This is a genomic window from Sphingobacterium sp. UBA2610 (assembly GCF_002339225.1).
Taxonomy (GTDB): Bacteria; Bacteroidota; Bacteroidia; order Sphingobacteriales; family Sphingobacteriaceae; genus Sphingobacterium; species Sphingobacterium multivorum.
In genome coordinates this window covers 324,367-340,170 of the sequence record NZ_DDKA01000019.1, presented here as the reverse complement: position 1 = coordinate 340,170, position 15,804 = coordinate 324,367, and the positions used below count along the sequence as shown (strand labels likewise).

The 15,804-nt window shown below is 39.4% G+C and carries 14 protein-coding genes; 7 read left to right on the top strand and 7 right to left on the bottom strand.

What is annotated here, in order from left to right; genetic code table 11:
- Positions 1–146 precede the first annotated feature (146 nt).
- Positions 147–566, top strand: coding sequence for a hypothetical protein (locus B4Z47_RS14100; protein ID WP_070561438.1), 420 nt, complete (start codon positions 147–149; stop codon positions 564–566).
- Complete coding sequence (locus tag B4Z47_RS14095) at positions 556–1,059, top strand: hypothetical protein (protein WP_070561436.1); 504 nt, start codon at positions 556–558, stop codon at positions 1,057–1,059. The genes B4Z47_RS14100 and B4Z47_RS14095 overlap by 11 nt, the downstream gene beginning before the upstream one ends.
- 16 nt (positions 1,060–1,075) lie before the next feature.
- Here B4Z47_RS14095 and fcl read toward each other — a convergent pair whose 3' ends face one another.
- Positions 1,076–2,017 carry a GDP-L-fucose synthase gene (gene fcl, locus B4Z47_RS14090; protein ID WP_070561434.1) on the bottom strand — a complete coding sequence of 314 codons (942 nt, stop codon included), beginning with the start codon at positions 2,015–2,017 and terminating at the stop codon, positions 1,076–1,078.
- A 201-nt stretch (positions 2,018–2,218) separates the two neighbouring features.
- On the opposite strand from fcl, the gene trmB reads away from it, so the two are divergent.
- From trmB to B4Z47_RS14065, 5 genes are all read left to right on the top strand, one after another.
- On the top strand, positions 2,219–2,875 hold the full coding sequence (gene trmB / locus B4Z47_RS14085; RefSeq protein WP_286727423.1) for a tRNA (guanosine(46)-N7)-methyltransferase TrmB: 657 nt from the start codon (positions 2,219–2,221) through the stop codon (positions 2,873–2,875).
- Between the two features lie 636 nt (positions 2,876–3,511).
- Positions 3,512–6,763, top strand: coding sequence for a SusC/RagA family TonB-linked outer membrane protein (locus B4Z47_RS14080; RefSeq protein WP_115046386.1), 3,252 nt, complete (start codon positions 3,512–3,514; stop codon positions 6,761–6,763).
- Between the two features lie 12 nt (positions 6,764–6,775).
- Positions 6,776–8,245 (top strand): SusD/RagB family nutrient-binding outer membrane lipoprotein, encoded by a 1,470-nt coding sequence (locus B4Z47_RS14075; protein WP_070561428.1) that lies wholly within the window; start codon positions 6,776–6,778, stop codon positions 8,243–8,245.
- 3 nt (positions 8,246–8,248) lie between these two features.
- Entirely contained in the window at positions 8,249–9,511 is a 1,263-nt protein-coding gene (locus B4Z47_RS14070) for a DUF5689 domain-containing protein (protein WP_139144882.1), read from the top strand.
- A 129-nt stretch (positions 9,512–9,640) separates the two neighbouring features.
- Positions 9,641–10,348, top strand: a complete 708-nt coding sequence (locus B4Z47_RS14065) for a DUF937 domain-containing protein (RefSeq protein ID WP_070561423.1) — start codon at positions 9,641–9,643, stop codon at positions 10,346–10,348.
- Between the two features lie 128 nt (positions 10,349–10,476).
- Here the strand turns inward: B4Z47_RS14065 and B4Z47_RS14060 are convergent, their stop codons facing one another.
- The 6 genes from B4Z47_RS14060 to B4Z47_RS14035 form a co-directional block, all read right to left on the bottom strand.
- Positions 10,477–11,463: a rhodanese-related sulfurtransferase gene (locus tag B4Z47_RS14060; protein WP_070561516.1), complete on the bottom strand. Its 987-nt coding sequence runs from the start codon at positions 11,461–11,463 to the stop codon at positions 10,477–10,479.
- Positions 11,464–11,558: 95 nt separating this feature from the next.
- Positions 11,559–11,774, bottom strand: a complete 216-nt coding sequence (locus B4Z47_RS14055; protein WP_046673143.1) for a DUF3820 family protein — start codon at positions 11,772–11,774, stop codon at positions 11,559–11,561.
- The gene (locus tag B4Z47_RS14050; protein WP_070561421.1) at positions 11,774–12,529 is read right to left on the bottom strand and encodes a glycosyltransferase family 2 protein; all 756 of its coding nucleotides are present in this window, start codon (positions 12,527–12,529) and stop codon (positions 11,774–11,776) included. The genes B4Z47_RS14055 and B4Z47_RS14050 overlap by 1 nt, the downstream gene beginning before the upstream one ends.
- Before the next feature lie 5 nt (positions 12,530–12,534).
- Entirely contained in the window at positions 12,535–13,449 is a 915-nt protein-coding gene (locus B4Z47_RS14045) for a glycosyltransferase (protein ID WP_115046387.1), read from the bottom strand.
- 3 nt (positions 13,450–13,452) lie between these two features.
- On the bottom strand, positions 13,453–14,325 hold the full coding sequence (locus B4Z47_RS14040) for a glycosyltransferase family 2 protein (RefSeq protein ID WP_115046389.1): 873 nt from the start codon (positions 14,323–14,325) through the stop codon (positions 13,453–13,455).
- Positions 14,326–15,786 carry a lipopolysaccharide biosynthesis protein gene (locus B4Z47_RS14035; RefSeq protein WP_070561415.1) on the bottom strand — a complete coding sequence of 487 codons (1,461 nt, stop codon included), beginning with the start codon at positions 15,784–15,786 and terminating at the stop codon, positions 14,326–14,328.
- Between the last annotated feature and the right edge of the window lie 18 nt (positions 15,787–15,804).

Below are 15,804 nucleotides of genomic sequence, written 5' to 3'. Positions count from 1 at the left end.
TTATCAGGCTATTTCGCGAGATAGCTGTTTTTACGATAGCTGCGCGCTCTTCATGGGTATAGAGTAGTGCTGTGTTGCGGTTATAAGATACAGCGTTTTCGTTTTTTTAGTTATGGGCTGAAATAGCCTGAATAAATTTTAGATGCATGGAAGAAGAAAAATTTTCACTAAGTGGTACGTTTCAAAAGACCAAGGAGTATATTGACTCCCAATTTAAACTTGTTAAATTAAAAACAATTGAACGATCATCTCGTTTAATTGCAAGCTTAGTGGTAGATGCAACTAAGCTTATTTTTACTTTATTTGTTCTGTTTTTCTTATGCTTAGCACTAGGTTTTTGGCTGGGAGAGTTATTGGGTAGTTATTCATTAGGTTTTTTGGCAACAGCAGGTATCTTCTTAGTGATCATTATCCTAATCCGCGTTTTTGAGCCTATGCTGGAATCAAAATTTATGGATCTCTCCATTCGACGTTTTTTGGCTAAATGGAACGATGAAATTGAGGAAGAAGAGGAAGAACTGCATAAAGAAAAACTTGATAGAGAAAGGGCTACAAATGAACAATAAACAGACCAAAATACGTAATTTACAGGAACTTAAAGCTGAAATATTGCGCTTAAAGACATTAAAGAATGAGCAGGAGCTATATCTAAAGGCTCAATTTACATTGCTTAACAATAAAATAGAGGCCCCCATCCGTTTTTTTAATTCCTTAAAAAATAATATCCCGGGTGCGAATATTATACAGCAGATGTTTGCCAAAAGTAATAATCCAGATTCTGATTGGTTAACGAAGATCTTACGTATTGGGGTTCCCTTTGTTATGAATAGGTTGTTCCTAAAAAATACGGGCGTTTTAAAGAAAGCGCTGATGTTGCTGTTATCAGAGCGTGCTGTCGGCCAGATCAATCAAGATAAAATCACCGGCCTCATCGGTAAATTAACGAGCTTTATTCGTCCCAAGAAAAAGAAGAAAAATAAAGCTGCGGAAGCTGAAAATGCAGTGATCAAGGATGAGGTTAACGAGTACGGAATTCCTTCCTATAGCGAGACCTACTAATGCGATCGCGTTGGATTTATTCAAAAGCATTTGCTTCTTTCTTCAAAAAATCCGCATAAGCTAGTTGAATGCCTTCCCGAAGGTTAACTCGATGTTTCCAGCCCAGCGCATGTAGTTTTGAGACATCCATGAGTTTTCGCGGTGTTCCGTCAGGTTTGGAACTGTCGAAGGAAATAGTTCCCTGGTAACCAATGACGTCTTTAATCAATTCGGCAAGTTCCTTAATGCTTAAATCTTCGCCAATGCCAATGTTGACAAATTGTTTCTCGTCGTAATTATTCATTAAGAAAACGCAGGCATCTGCCAGGTCATCGGAAAAAAGAAATTCCCGTAAGGGGGTCCCTGTTCCCCAGATCATAACTTCAGGGAGCTGATTGATTTTAGCTTCATGAAATCTTCTGATCAAGGCCGGTAAGACATGTGAATTTTGCGGATGGTAATTGTCGTTAATTCCGTAAAGATTTGTTGGCATAACGGAGATATAATTGCATCCATACTGATCCCTGAAAGCTTCCGCCATTTTTATTCCCGCGATTTTAGCAATTGCGTAAGGCTCATTTGTAGGCTCCAGAGTACCCGTGAGTAGCATGTCTTCATTCAAAGGCTGCGGAGCCATTTTTGGATAGATACAGCTTGAGCCTAAGAACATTAATTTTTTAACCTTATTATCGTAGGAAGATTTGATGACGTTATTCTGTATAGCCATATTCTCGTAGATAAAATCAGCGCGATAGGTGTTGTTCGCCATGATCCCGCCAACTTTGGCTGCGGCTAAGAAAACATAGTCCGGTTTTTCCTGATCGAAAAAATCAGCCACTGCTTGCTGATTGCGCAGATCTAATTCGGAAGATGTGCGTGTGACAATGTTGTTGTACCCAAGCTCCGATAGTTTGCGATGAATTGCCGATCCGACCATTCCACGATGGCCTGCTATATAAATTTTAGCGTCTTTCTCCACGATAAGTTATTGATTCCTGCAAACTTAGATAAATTGCTTTTTATATGCAATATAATTCGCCCGTGTGGATGCAATTTATGCATTCCTGTGTCTGCTACAGGACTTCAGATTGTTCTGTAATTACCGGTATTCGTGCTGTCTCTCAGATTTATTTTTTTTAGCGGGAATATAAGGTTATTTTTGCGGGATATTTATTAAAAAATGGGAAAGGACAAACTACGTAAATTTGCTGAAGTTGCTACTTTTGAAAATGTAATCCAACTCGACGCAGGCAAAGAATATAAAGGAAAATGGGCTGAGAAGCAATTTGGTAACAATAATCCAGTTGTTTTGGAGCTTGCTTGTGGTAAAGGTGAGTATACTGTTAATCTAGCGAGATTGTTTCCGGAGAAAAATTTCATCGGTATCGATTTTAAAGGTAATCGTATTTGGCGAGGAGCCAAAACAGCTTTGGAGGATGGAATTCGGAATGTTGCTTTTCTTCGGATACAAATTGAGACTATCCTTGAACATTTTGCTGAAAATGAAATTGATGAGATCTGGATTACCTTTCCGGATCCGCAACCGCAAGATAGCCGAGAAAAGAAACGATTGACCGGGCCAAAGTTTTTGGAACGTTATAAAATCATTATGAAGCCTGAAGGAATGATGAATCTGAAAACAGACAATGACGGTTTTTATGCTTACACACTAGAGCAGATCGATTTACAGGGTTTGAAAAAATATAAGGAAACGACAGATCTTTACCATTCAGACTTGGTTGATAACGTTTTATCCATTAAAACATTATACGAACGGAAGTATTTGGCGCATGACAAGAACATTAACTATGTGAAGTGGAGTTTCGAGAAGGCTTAAGCCTTAACGCTTCTATTGTAATAAAGAGCCCAACGAAAGTTTGGGCTCTTTTTGTTTTCTTCAGTATTGCGGATACTGAAGCTTTGATCACCCACTTTTTACCCCAGTTGGCAGCTGTGTCTACGGTTATTTACTCTTGTCGTAGTTTTACATGAAAGTTACCGTATACTTCCAGTATAGTTACGGTATTGTTTTAGCATGGATATAGTAGTTATGTAAAATACTAAATAGCTACTTAAAGGGGGGAGTAAATTTACTTAAAACATCCTAGAATCCTCCTTTCGGGCCCTTTCCGACGGTCTTATAATTCCTAAAAGACTAAGTAATTCTTGTTTTTTTTATTTTAATATGGGCTTTTAAATAATTTCGATTTATTTCGTTTTTTAAATATTATTAATTATTTTCGATTTGTAAATATAAAATAACCAAAGAAAGATCGCTTAAAAGCGTGCCTAATGCATGATAATCCCTTCAGGGTGAACTTCAAAGCATTTTATTAAAACGGTAATAGTATGATAAAAGGAAATGCTATTCGAAACAATTGTTAACAAAAAGAAAACATTAAGTTAAAACAAACTTTTTGTTAAGAATATATTTTTGTGCCAAATTGAAAATTAACAATTTACACCAATAACTATGTTTAGTATTAACCCTATCCAAATTAATCTAAGGCACTCCTCCTCGAAAGTGCTATTTGTGGCATTAGCAATTGCCTGTAATATGGATTTTACAGCAATGGCGGCTCCACTAGGATCTGATCAAGCTGTGCATGCAGTTAAGCAGACCAAGATTAGAGTAAAAGGGCAAGTTGTCGATAATCAGACGAAAGAACCTTTGGCATCCGTATCAATCCTTGCAGCGGGTGTAGTTAAAGGAGCGACGGACAGAAATGGTAATTTCGATATTGAAGTAGAATCAGGGACAGCAATCCGTTTTCAGCTAATCGGTTACGAAGCGGAAACGCAAACTTTTTCGTCAGCCCAATTGAATGCTAAAATTTTTTTAAGTTCGAGATCGGAGGCGCTCAATGAAGTCGTTGTGACAGCACTAGGCATACAGCGAGAAGAGAAGGCATTAGGCTATTCCATAAGCACGGTCAAAGGCGAGGAATTGACGAATGCAATTTCAAACAATTGGACGGATGCTCTAACAGGAAAAGTCGCTGGTTTGAATTTGGTAAAGTCGGGTGCGGGGCCATTGGGATCCAATCAGATTATTTTAAGAGGGGAAACATCTTTTACGGGCGATAATTCCGCATTGATTGTTGTGGATGGTGTTGTCATGGGAGGAGGGACGCGGATGACCGGTAATGGTAGTTCCAATTATTTGGATAGTGATTCTCCTGTAGATTTTGGAACATCATTGGCGGATATTAATCCGGATGATATCGAGTCCGTTTCAGTATTGAAAGGACCAGGCGCTTCAGCGCTCTATGGTTCCCGTGGCGCACATGGCGCGGTGATTATTACCACAAAAAAGGGAAAAGGGGCTAAAAATAAAATTGGTGTATCCGTTAATTCGAATACGGCAATTGGGACAATTAACAGATGGCCCGATTATCAATACGAATATGGTCAAGGTGCGATTGATCAGGATCTTTATTATTCCTACGGACAGTCAGAGGATGGTGCAAGTACTTTAAGTACGTCTTCTTCTTGGGGACCCAAATTTGATGGACAGTATTATTACCAGTACGATCCTAATTTCTATCGTTTGACACCTCCAGAGCGGACTTTATGGAGACCCTATGAAAACAACCGAAAGGATCTTTTCCAAACGGAGCTCACGTCTACCAATTCGATCAGTATTTCTGGTGCCACAGAAAAGACCAGCTCAAGGTTTTCTTATACGAATGTGACGAATAAATGGATTATTCCCAACATGGGCTATAATCGGAATACCATCGCGATGCAGTTCAATAATAAGATTACGGATAAGTTGAGTCTTTCAACAAAAATTAATTTTAATAATAGAGGATCAGACAATTTACCAAATAGCGGTTATAACAATCAAAGTTACATGTACTTTGTACGGGGCATTGTGCCGAATGTGAATGCAGCTTGGCTAGAGCAGAATTGGATTCTAGGAAAGGAAGGAATTGAACAGATGACTCCGTTTTCAAACCTGTTGGATAATCCAAGAACCATATCTTATGATATGATCAATGCGCAGGATAAAAACAATATTATTGGAAATTTACAGGCCGATTATAAATTCAATAAGGAGTTGAATTTGATGGTGCGGACAGGAATCGATTGGAGCTATGATAAACGCAAACAATCGAGACCATTTGATACCTATAAGTACGCTTATGGCTATTACCGGGAGCAGTCCATCAATAACCAGGAAATTACTTCCGACTTTTTATTGCAATATAACAATCAACGGAACAATCTTCACAAATTTGGCGCATCGGTTGGAGGTTCATTGATGCACAATAAGTATATTAAAGATGATGCTTACGCTAATAGTCTTATTTATCCAAACCAATATAATTTTGCCAATGCGAGGGAAAAAATCGTTTATTTACCTTACCGCGAGGAATATGCAGCCAATAGCTTATATGCCTTACTAAATTATAGTTATAAGGATATGATTTTTGTCGATGCAACGAATCGTATCGACTGGGCGAGTACATTAGCATCTCCGAAACGGAATGAAGTTAAACCATTTATATACCCTTCGCTTAATACAAGTTTTGTTATTTCCCAATTGCTAAACCTGCCAAAAGCGATAAATTTTTGGAAAGTCAGAGCATCGATTGCTCAAGTCGGAGGTGGAGGAAAACGGGCTTATCTAAACTCTTATGGTTACCGTAGTGTTGAGGGGACCACTGGAGGGCTTACAAATCCAACCACCGTTCCAGATGAAAATCTGACGTTCGAAAGTACGCGTTCTTATGAAGTAGGAACAGATTTTAGAATGTTCAGAGATCGACTTAGATTAGATCTTACTCTGTATTCAAACTCGACATTTGATCAGATTATAGAGTCTCCGCTGGATCCTTCAAGCGGTTTCAGAAATCAGATTACGAATGCTGGAGAGGTACGGAATAGGGGGATAGAGATTGCGCTTTCTGGCGATATTATCAAGAAGAAAGATGGCTTAAATTGGAATATGTATGGAAATTTTACGAGCTATGATTCGAAAGTTATTTCCATACCTGCAGATCTGCAAGGAGAATTAGTGCTATCCACGTTGTTTGGAAGTAGAGGAACAATTGTGGCCATACCTGGTAAACGATTTGGTGATATCTATGGACTCGGATATGAGCGAAATCAGGATGGTCAAATTATTTATGAAAATGGACTTCCTGTATTGTCCCAACAGAACATGTATATCGGTAATCCAAATGCAACGACCAAATTTGGTTGGGGGAATGAATTTAAATACAAAGGATTTAGATTTAATTTCTTATTTGATGGTCAATTCGGCGGAGTGGGATATTCGTTGACGCATGCCGTATTGATGGAAGAGGGAAAATTAAAAAAGACAATTCCGGGACGATATAATGGTATTATCGGCGATGGTGTTGTGAAGAATAGTGATGGAAGCTACAGCAAGAATACAGTTGTTGCGTCTGCTGGAGATTATTATGCTAAACATTTTAACCGGGATAATATAGAATCAAATACGTTTTCCACGGACTTTATAAAGCTTCGTGAGGTCAGATTTGACTATACATTACCTAAGTCTTTTGTTGAACGCTTGAAAATTGAGCGCGCATCAATTGGCGTGTACGGAAGAGATCTGTTTGTCATGACCAAATGGCCTTCATTTGACCCAGAGTTTGGATCGCTAAATTCAAGCGGTATTGAGAAGGGCGCAGAGATTGCCCAGTTCCCTTCAACCCGCACAATGGGTGTCAATTTATCATTCTCATTTTAAATCCAGCGTATTATGAAAAAGAATATAAGAAAAGCTTTTATTTTGTTGGCAGCCTGTGGGATACTACAGAGCTGTACAAAAGATTTTGTCGCAATAAATACAAATCCAAATGCAATTTCTGCGGCAGCGCCACAAAGTCTCATCGCGCCAGCTTTACTCAATGTGTTAAACACAAATTTATCACGGAATATGCGCATCAACAACGAGCTTATGCAAGTGACTGTAACGGTGAATGATGCATTGGAGATTCAACGGTATGAAATCAGACCGTCAGAAGCGGAATCTACCTGGTCCGGATGGTACGTACAGTTGACGAATATACGCGACATTTATCAGAAGGCAGGGGAAGGGCAGCAGAAGGGTTACCAGACATACCAGGGTATTTCGCTTATATTGGATGCTTGGGTGAGTTCGTTAATAACTGATATGTATGGTGATGTACCTTATACAGACAGCAATAAAGGGTATAGTGATAGTAATTTAACTCCTGTATTTGATAAACAGTCCGATATTTATGCGGATATCTTTAGAAAATTAGAAGAGGCCAATACGCTTTTGAAAGGTAAGGTTGCTGTCGAATCGACCAATTTAGCGATGGATCCTATATTTAATTCAGATCCTGGAAAATGGCAGAAATTTGGTAATTCTTTATATCTCCGATTATTGCTACGTATAGCACATAAGTCAGAAACCAATGCCGTTGCAAAGATCAAAGAAATATTAGAAACGAATGCCGCTGAATATCCGGTGATGCAAAGCAATGCAGAAACGGCTGCTTTATACTACACCAATGTACAGCCTTATATGAATCCTTATTTTAATAGCCGTGACATAGATTTTAATGGAAACAAAGGCTATTCAGAGTTTTTTATCAATAATCTGCTGGACCTTTCAGACCCACGATTAAAAATTTGGGCCACTGAAGCCACATTAGGAGTATATGGCGGTATGCAGTCCGGATACCAGAGAGGAAATGTCCCCGAGCAACAATCAACGCTTTTAACAAGTCTAAAAGCCGACTCGCATATGGGGAATATCATGAATTACGCCGAGTTGCAATTTATTATTGCTGAATGTGGTATGAGAGGGTATGCTCAGGTTGATGCGCCTGGAGCCTATTTAAAGGGGGTGAACGCGGCTATGGAATACTGGGGGCTAACAGCGCCAGCATCTTACCTAAGCAGTGCAAAGGTTCAGTTGCTGCCCACAGATAGTGATCATGCGAAATTGAAAAAGGTGCATTTGCAAAAATACTATGCGATGCTATTTACGGATTTCCAACAGTGGTACGAATATCGTAGAACCCAATTATTGGATTTATACAAAGGTCCGGGCTTGTTGAATCAAGGGAAAATGCCAGTACGTTTAAATTATCCAACAATTGTACAATCTTTAAACAAAGTAAATTATCAGGATGCTGTGAGTCGTATGGGGGGAGACGGGATAAATGAAAAAATGTGGTGGCAACCTTCAATCAACTAATCAATGAAAAAGTTAAAATCAATACTATGCAGTATGTTGGCGATGTCAGCATTGCTGTCCGGCTGTATCAAAGACAACGTCAATGAATCGATAGGGACGCTAAATCCTGAAATATCGTTGTATGCGCTACGCAGTCTATATAAAAATGCCGATTTACAGCTTAATGCGTCTTCGCTACAAGGGGCAGAACATATCAAAGTAGTGGTCGTTTCGCATGCGGAAAATAAGAATTTACCAGAAAATACACTTGCTGTACAGAATATTTGGCGAAATCAACGCCGTGGAATATTAGTTCAGGTACCCAATGCGTCTGAATTTAAATTTGGAGATTCGGTTCAGATCAATATTAGCGGTTCAAAACTGATTAAAAAAGATGGCTTATTAGTTCTTTCAGTCGATAATAATCAACAGCTTAAAGTCTACTCATCTGGTAATACTATTGCCCCATTACCTGTTGCTGTTTCCAGTCTAAAGTCGAAGTTTGATGAGTTTGAATCAACCTATATCGATATTACAGCCGATGTTGAACCTGAACCCGCAGCTGGGACAGCGTTGAAAGGAGATAAAATCTTAATGGATGGTGATAAAAATGAGATTATATTGCATACACAAGATAATGCGACATTTGCTGGGGAGTCCATCGCTCCAAGTGCATCATTCAGAGGAATTGCATTCAAGGAGGGCGAAAAGCTACAAGTTAGGATGCAGAGTTATGCTGATATGGCTTATGCCAGCGGTAAGTTATATGCAGGTTGGCCTGAAACTTTTGATGCTGTAGATGCGAGTGTGAAAGGTAGCTATGATATGAAGGATAAAAACGCGGTCTCCTTTCCAACGGGGCAATGGAACCTGTATCAGGCTATTCTAGGAACAACTGCTGGTCGTGATCGTATCGTTTCTGGAAAAAATGCCATCCGTATGCAGCAGAACTTAAGTGTTGATGGTTATGTGCAAATGAATTTTGATGTGCCGAATGGGGCCTCAAAAGTAACGCTTTGGTATGGTTCGTATTACACCGATCGTTCGTGTACGTTCAAGTTGGAATACTCGACCGACGGAGGAACGACATGGAAGCAAACAGGCGAGCCTATTTCGGACGCGCATACAACGACAGAGAGCATGAATTCAAAACAGGCTGTATTCTTAATGAATATTCAGGGGCCGGTTCGTTTTAGAGTTACCAAACTTGGATTAGGGACAAGTAACAATGTGATTAATAACGGAAGGTTGGGATTGGACGATATTGCTATTTATAAAAGTTATTAATTTGAAAAATTGATTTTCAAATGGCCCCATTGGATTGTGTAATCCAATGGGGCTTTTTTATCATCAGCTATTATCTCAACTCATCAAAAAAAATCGTTATCTTCATTATATAACTATAAACGAAGACTTATGAACTTAACAGATTTAGTTACAGGTGGAGTAGGCTCTAAAGCGATAGAGACTATTTCAAAAATTACTGGTATCAGCGAATCCAAGGCAAAATGGATTGTAGCAGCGGCAGTTCCTTTGATGATTGCAGCATTGAATTACAATGCCAAAAACAAGGGGCAGGCGGAAAATATTGATAAGGCTATTGACCAGCATAGCAATAGCGGGATACTCGATAAAATTGGAGATTTCTTTGGACAGGGTGGAGCAGAACAGGGCGGTGAGCAAAATGTTTCTGAAGACGGCAATAAAATTGTCAACCATATGTTCGGCCAAAATACCGAAGTCGTGACACAGCATATAGCAGATAAAGCAGGCTTGAGTTCTTCTCAGGTCACCGGAGTATTGGCTACACTTGCTCCGATAGTAATGGGGTATCTAGGACAACAAAAGCAGGCTTCAAGCGGCGGTGGGATTGGTGATCTGATCGGCTCTGTGCTTGGTGGTGGAACACAACAAAATGCAGGTGGCGGTATGTTGGGTGGTATATTAGGCTCTTTCTTAGGCGGTAGCCAAGAAGAACAAGCGCAAGCAACTGAGCAGCCGGCATCGGGAGGTAGTGTTACCGACATGTTGGGTGGATTGGCAGGCAGTTTTTTTGATAAAAATAACGATGGGCAGGCAAAGGGCAATATTCTTGATTCAATCGCCGGTATGTTTGGCAAGTAAGCTGTGTTCGGTTATTATTTTTCTTGATAAAAAGCTAGTATGGGATGAAGCTAAGATGGTGCAGATCCTAAACAGGAAGCGGTCGGAAGTTCTACACTTCCGACCGCTTTCTGTTTGTTCAATTTGTATTAATCTTCGGCCGATACTTTCGGTGGAAAATTTTTATGTTTTCTTTTGCTGATTTTGTCAATATTGACGGGTTGAGGTACCTTGACATAATATCCTGTTCCGTCATATTCACGTTTATTGGGATTTTCCTTACATGCTGGCGAACAGCATCCATCCATCTCCCAGCCGCACTCATCACATTGTGTGAAATGTTCATTACAAGTTGGGTTGGCGCAGTTGATCATTTTAGTGGTTTGCTTGCCACAGTTAAAACAAGTTGATACCACGGATGGGTTGACAGAATTTACATCGACAGTAACACGATTGTCAAAGACGTAGCATTGACCTTCAAAATCTTCACCACCTGCTTCCTTTCCGTATTTGATAATGCCGCCATGTAATTGATAAACATCCTCGAAGCCTTCTTTTAACAAGAGAGCAGATGCCTTCTCACATTTGATACCGCCTGTGCAGTACGTTAATATTTTTTTTCCTTTATATTGTTCGAGCTCTTTGATTTTCTCCGGAAACTCGCGGAAATTGTCAATATCTAGGGTAACAGCATTTTTAAAATGACCAACATTGTGCTCGTAATTTGAGCGTACATCCAATACAACCACATCCTCTTGGTCTTTCATGGCTAAGAAATCCTTCGGTTCAAGGTGCACACCGGTTTGACGGTTGGGGTCAATTTCTTTTGGATCTCTCAAACCAGAGTGAACAATTTCGGCTTTGTAGCGGCAATGCATTTTAATGAATGATGGTTCATCTACATCGTCAATTTTGAACTCTGTTTTATTGAAACGACCATCGGCATAAATGGCATCCATATAGCTTTTACAGGATTCTACAGTACCCGAAACAGTTCCATTAAGACCTTCATCAGCTACAATGATACGGCCGACTAAGTTCAGTGATTTACAAAATTCTAAATGATCTGATGCGAATTTTTCGGCATCCTCGATAGGGCTGTAACAATAGTACAGCAAAGTTTGATATTGTGTCATGATATTCATTGATACCGCTGCAAACGGCGTTTAATGCTAAAAATAAATTTAGTGCAAAGCTACGAAAAATAATAAGTGGAATAAAATGACCCTCGTCACCTTTTCTTCAAAGGTTCGAGGAGGTATTCCAAGCCATTCAGCTTTATTTCATAGAGTGTTGCTAACTGCTGGCCTAGTTTTCCCTTTGGAAAGCCTTTTTGGTTATACCACACGAGATAGGGCTCAGGAAGATTACATAAGGTGTATCCCTGGTATTTGCCAAATGGCATCTTGACTGTAACAAGTTCGGTTAAAATTTCAGGATTCAACATTAGTCTTGAGGTTTTCCATAATTGAGACGGTACCAAACTGCTTTTAGCGCAATGATGCCATGATTGAATAAATTGGGAATGGCTCCATAGTAGCGTTTGAATATCGCAAAACGCTCTTTCAAGGATTCCTGATGTCTTTGTTTTGACATCCCGCCAACAAGATACCGGGCAACATATTGCTGTGCATTGACCGTTTTTTTTGCCTTTTTGGCACAACGGATAACCCAGTCAATATCAGCGCATAATTTATAATTGAGATCGTATGGCTCGGCGATTTCCCGCTTGATGTAGATCGCCTGATGACAGATATTCATACCGTAGCGAAAGCTTTTCCAGTCGAAATGAGCCGGAACCTTGTGCCGCCGTTCACCAATAATATTCCTGTTGTCGTCCACGAGGATTGTTTCGCCGTAAAGAATATCTGCGTTATCGCTCAGTTTGGCGAGGTTCTCAATGCTATTCAGATCATAGATCTCGTCTCCAGAATTTAAAAAAAGAACATAATCGCCTGTTGCTAAGGCTAAACCCTTATTCATGGCATCATAGATACCCTTATCCTTTTCGGAGAGGATGACGGCGATTTTATCCTTGTATTTTTGGATGATCTCTAACGTTCCGTCGGTTGATTGTCCATCAATGACAATATACTCTATATGACCATAGCTCTGATTGACAACAGATTTCAGGGTGTGTTCTATGTCACGCACATTGTTGTAAACGACAGTTATAATCGAAAATTTAGGATGAGCAGACATGTTTTTTATGTATTGAATTTATTTATTTTCTTCTTCAGGAATCGGATGCCACGGTTGAATAAAGATCCTTTCCGATGGGCGTAGAAATACTTGATGGCTTCATAAGCTTGCTTGTTTTCTGAAATTTCCGTCGGAAAATACCGTATAGGACTTTCCGCTAGTGTAACCTGATACGTAGCTTCTGCAGCTGTATGTGTACCCGATCCATCGTTACCAATATTTTGTATCATTGAATTCCTTGGATACAAAACTAATCCATTTTTTTTGAATACAGAAGCGTACCAGCGTATGGCCCAAGAGTTGATCTTTCCGGTTTTAAATTCTTGCACTTGCTTCCAGAAGTTTTCTTTTCCCTCGATACTGAATTGGTGTATTTGGTCGGCGGTAAAATCCGATACAAGTTCATCAATATTGGGATTGAAATGTTGCCAGGCGCGGTCCCAGGTTGCCCAGCCCCAACTATTGGCGACCCGAAAAAAGAAAGTCTCCGGCAATTTATCTAAATCTTTTAACGGATAACCATAACCGCTGATCTCCATGACCCGATCTTGATCTTTATAGCGCTCCAGTGCCTGATTGAAATAGTCTAGTGCAAACACCGCAGTTTCCAGATCGTCTTCCAAAACAATAATCTTTCCATGGGCATTGACCACTTTTGTAACACCATCGATCACATTGGCTGCCAAACCCCAATTTTCTGTCCTTTCTACAACAATAACCTCTTTAAAGTTCCATTGCTTATTGATAATCTTTCGTACTTCAGTAACTGCCTGAACAGATTTTTCGTTTTTTGCAGCATCCGAATAGATATATAGCGTGGTCTGGTCTGCTAATATATTATTTTCTAAAGCTGAGAGTGTTCTTATTGTATGATCAGGACGATTGTACACAAAAAGTATGACTGGAGCAGTATTGTTCATTTATCAATAGATTTTGTTGAAGGCTTTTTTGTTGGTCACACGGGTACGGTAAACTGCTCCTGTTTTGCCCAGCAATCTAAAAGCAATGTTTAAGTAGCTTTTTGCTTCAAAAGCATGACCTTTAAAAAATGAAGACGCCATTTTCTTTAGACTTGCCAATATTGCCATGGAAAAAGCTTTTACAAAAGTATAATTGATATTGCAATATTCTGTCAAATGATAGACAAATTCGCTTTTCAGAAAGGCCTTGCGGTCTGTTTTACGTTGTTGCCTATCGTGGTAGGCTTTGGCTCCTTCAGCGAGAATAATGCTTAATCCGTAGTACTTGATGCGGTTGGCATAATCTTTATCTTCTCCATAATGGAAAAAGATCGGTGCGAAACCACCGACTTTTCGGATCACCAGATTGGGGATAAACCAAAATGCAGCATTGACGAACGTGCAAATTCGATTAGAATTTTCGATGATGGCGTTTTTTGTATAGACAGCAAAACCATAGTCCAGTGTTGTTTCGGTTCCATCGTAGTGAATAGGTGAGATAATTCCGATATTGTCTGCGTTGACTTTCACTAAGTTGGCAATACAGTCCCGATCCAGCCAGGCGTCCTGATTGACCAAAAATGCATAATCATACTTTTCTTTCAAAACGATGTCAAGTCCAATGTTGTTGGCCTTTCCAAAACCCAAATTTTCGGAACTTTCTATGAGTCTTACTGATGGATACTTTTCTTTTATGATCTGTGTTGTATTGTCCCCCGAGTTGTTGTCGACAACTAAAATATCTGTTGGGTAACTCGAATCCAATAGGCTGGGTAAGCACTTGTGAATCCAAGGCTCAAAATTATAAGAGACGATTATGGTGAGAATCCTGGCCATCTATTTTTTTCGGATAACTGTTAGGAAATAGTGGTATAATTCCAACAAAATACTGGGTTTAAAGATTCTATTTACGATGATATAACTGCATACTGCAATTCCAATTGTACTTGCAAACCGAAGATAGAGGTTGGCGATGGCTGCGGTGGCATAATGTGCTGCTAAGCAGCTTATCGCTGCCAATAGTGCATAAGCAAAAATATCTGTTAGCAGATAACGAAATGAATAGTTCATATAAGGTTTGGCTGATATGTACCAAACGAATATCCAGAGGGCATTTAATGCCGAGGTCAATCCAATGAGCAGTTCTAGGCCTAATGATTTGCCGAAAAATAGGATGGCAATTTGGAGTAGGCCAAAAACAATGATATTCCGCATATAAACTTCAGGTTTCCCCTTGCTAATGATTAAGTTAGAGAAAACATTGCTTACAGAATCAAATGCGGCACCAATACAAAATATTTGAAGAAATATGGCGCTTTGCGCCCATTTGTCGGTGATCGCAATAGTAATAAAATCTTGTGCTACCGTGGTTAAACCCAATAACATTGGAAAGGCTAAAAAGGCTGTAAAGGAAATCAGTTTGCGAAAAACCCGAACTTGTCTATCCTTATCATCTTCTATTTCTTTTAAAATAGGCTGTGTCACATTATTGACCATATTAGTCAATATATTCTGGGCCATGATGCTCCAACGATTTGGATTCACGGTATACCCCAGTTCTTCAGCGGTATAATGCCGGCCTAAGATCGCTGCATATATATTTTTGTTGATATTGATAAAAATGTTGGTGACCAATATTTTGCTGCTAAATCCTAAAATGTCACGAATAGGTTTAAGATCGAACTGGAAAGTAGGTCTGAATTTGGAAAAATACCAGAATCCGAGCATATTGAAACCACTATAGGAAACAATTTGGATCGCGTATGCCCAATAAGCATAGTCCTTATAGGCTAAATAAACGCCGACTATATTTGATGCGATAAGAGCAAAGGTTCCCGTGATGACCCTTTCTTTGATTTTTAAATTCCGGAAGAGGTAAGCATTGTGTGCAATACCAAAACTACCTAACCAAAAGGACAAAAAGGTAAATCTGCTGAGCTCTACTAGTACTGGTTGATTATAGTATAAAGCGATAAGAGGAGCTGCAAAAAATAGAACGATATAAATAAATGTTCCAATTCCTACGCTTGTCCAGAATACCGCGTTATAATCTTTATGTTCAACATCTTTTTTATTGACAATCCCATACACAAATCCACTTTCTTGAAAAGCAGAAGCGAGAACAGAAAAGATGGTGATCATAGCGACTAAACCATAGTCTTCTGCTGTTAGCTTACGGTTTAGTAAGATGCCGAAGCCGAAGCCCAAAAACTGCTGGATGATACTGGCCATACCACCCCATAGCAGTCCTTTTGTTGTTTTTGATTTTAAAGAGTCATTTTTCGTTTGCGATGACATGCTAAATTAAATGAGCGG

Excerpts from the sequence above, each read along its gene's own strand:
- B4Z47_RS14100 (WP_070561438.1), top strand. The coding sequence starts at position 147 with ATGGAAGAAGAAAAATTTTCACTAAGTGGTACGTTTCAAAAGACCAAG.
- B4Z47_RS14095 (WP_070561436.1), top strand. The coding sequence starts at position 556 with ATGAACAATAAACAGACCAAAATACGTAATTTACAGGAACTTAAAGCT.
- trmB (WP_286727423.1), top strand. The coding sequence starts at position 2,219 with ATGGGAAAGGACAAACTACGTAAATTTGCTGAAGTTGCTACTTTTGAA.
- B4Z47_RS14080 (WP_115046386.1), top strand. The coding sequence starts at position 3,512 with ATGTTTAGTATTAACCCTATCCAAATTAATCTAAGGCACTCCTCCTCG.
- B4Z47_RS14075 (WP_070561428.1), top strand. The coding sequence starts at position 6,776 with ATGAAAAAGAATATAAGAAAAGCTTTTATTTTGTTGGCAGCCTGTGGG.
- B4Z47_RS14070 (WP_139144882.1), top strand. The coding sequence starts at position 8,249 with ATGAAAAAGTTAAAATCAATACTATGCAGTATGTTGGCGATGTCAGCA.
- B4Z47_RS14065 (WP_070561423.1), top strand. The coding sequence starts at position 9,641 with ATGAACTTAACAGATTTAGTTACAGGTGGAGTAGGCTCTAAAGCGATA.
- B4Z47_RS14060 (WP_070561516.1), bottom strand. The coding sequence starts at position 11,463 with ATGACACAATATCAAACTTTGCTGTACTATTGTTACAGCCCTATCGAG.
- B4Z47_RS14055 (WP_046673143.1), bottom strand. The coding sequence starts at position 11,774 with ATGTTGAATCCTGAAATTTTAACCGAACTTGTTACAGTCAAGATGCCA.
- B4Z47_RS14050 (WP_070561421.1), bottom strand. The coding sequence starts at position 12,529 with ATGTCTGCTCATCCTAAATTTTCGATTATAACTGTCGTTTACAACAAT.
- B4Z47_RS14045 (WP_115046387.1), bottom strand. The coding sequence starts at position 13,449 with ATGAACAATACTGCTCCAGTCATACTTTTTGTGTACAATCGTCCTGAT.
- B4Z47_RS14040 (WP_115046389.1), bottom strand. The coding sequence starts at position 14,325 with ATGGCCAGGATTCTCACCATAATCGTCTCTTATAATTTTGAGCCTTGG.
- B4Z47_RS14035 (WP_070561415.1), bottom strand. The coding sequence starts at position 15,786 with ATGTCATCGCAAACGAAAAATGACTCTTTAAAATCAAAAACAACAAAA.